We start from the raw sequence: 1,236 nt of genomic DNA, 5'->3' as shown, positions 1-1,236 counted from the left end.
CTTCCGTGACCCCATCGGCCAGCTCCACGATCTTCAAGCCGCCTTCGACCACGTCCAGAACGCCCAGGTTGGTGATCACCCGATCCACCACGCCCTGGCCGGTCAGCGGCAGGGTGCATTCCTTCAAAAGCTTCGACTCGCCGTGCTTGTTGGTGTGATCCATCACCACCACCACGCGGCCCACGCCCGCGACCAGATCCATCGCGCCACCCATGCCCTTCACGAGCTTGCCCGGGATCATCCAGTTCGCCAGATCACCCTTCTCGTCGACCTCCATCGCGCCCAGAATCGCCATGGCGATCTTGCCGCCACGGATCATGCCAAAGCTGAACGAGCTGTCGAAATAGGCCGTGTTGGGCAGCTCCGTGATGGTCTGCTTACCGGCGTTGATCAGGTCCGGATCCTCGTCGCCCTCATAGGGAAACGGGCCCATGCCGAGCATGCCGTTCTCCGACTGAAGCGTCACCGAAACGCCCTCCGGGATGAAGTTCGGCACCAAGGTCGGAATCCCGATCCCGAGGTTCACATAGGTGCCGTCTTCCAACTCCTGTGCCGCGCGTGCGGCCATTTGATTGCGATCCCACATGATTACGCCTCCGCTCTCTGCCGCGTTGTGCGCTGTTCAATACGCTTTTCGTGTTCGCCCTGAATGATGCGGTGCACATAGACGCCGGGCATGTGGATGTGATCGGGATCAAGCGAGCCTGTCGGCACAATCTCCTCGACTTCCATCACGCAAATTTTTCCACACATCGCGGCCGGCGGATTGAAGTTGCGCGCGGTTTTGCGGAAAATCGCGTTGCCGGTCTCGTCGGCTTTCCAGGCCTTCACGATAGAAAGATCGGCGAAAATGCCCTCTTCCATGATGTAGGTCTCGCCGTTGAAGTCTTTGTGGTCTTTGCCCTCGGCGATCACGGTGCCGACGCCGGTTTTGGTGTAAAACCCCGGAATGCCCGCGCCGCCTGCGCGCATGCGCTCGGCCAACGTGCCTTGCGGGTTGAACTCCAATTCCAACTCGCCGGAGAGGTATTGGCGCATGAATTCCGCGTTTTCGCCCACGTAGGAGGACATCATTTTCCGGATCTGGCGGGTCTCCAACAGCTTGCCGAGACCGAACCCGTCGACGCCTGCGTTGTTAGAGGCCACGGTCAGGTCCTTGACGCCGCTCTCGACGATGGCGTCGATCAACAGCTCAGGGATGCCGCAAAGGCCGAAACCGCCCGCGGCGATCAGCAT

General features: G+C 60.5%; 2 protein-coding genes. Both read right to left on the bottom strand.

The genetic code is table 11. The features are described from left to right. The coding region (locus tag J5Y17_RS19070; RefSeq protein WP_219787435.1) for a 3-oxoacid CoA-transferase subunit B at nt 1-589 on the bottom strand (589 nt) is incomplete at its 3' end. Continuing rightward, the coding region (locus tag J5Y17_RS19065) for a CoA transferase subunit A (RefSeq protein ID WP_219787434.1) at nt 589-1,236 on the bottom strand (648 nt) is incomplete at its 5' end. The genes J5Y17_RS19065 and J5Y17_RS19070, both read right to left, overlap by 1 nt.

Source organism: Celeribacter sp. PS-C1, assembly GCF_019429625.1.
Taxonomy (GTDB): Bacteria; Pseudomonadota; Alphaproteobacteria; order Rhodobacterales; family Rhodobacteraceae; genus Celeribacter.
This window is presented reverse-complemented; position numbering and strand designations above follow the sequence as displayed.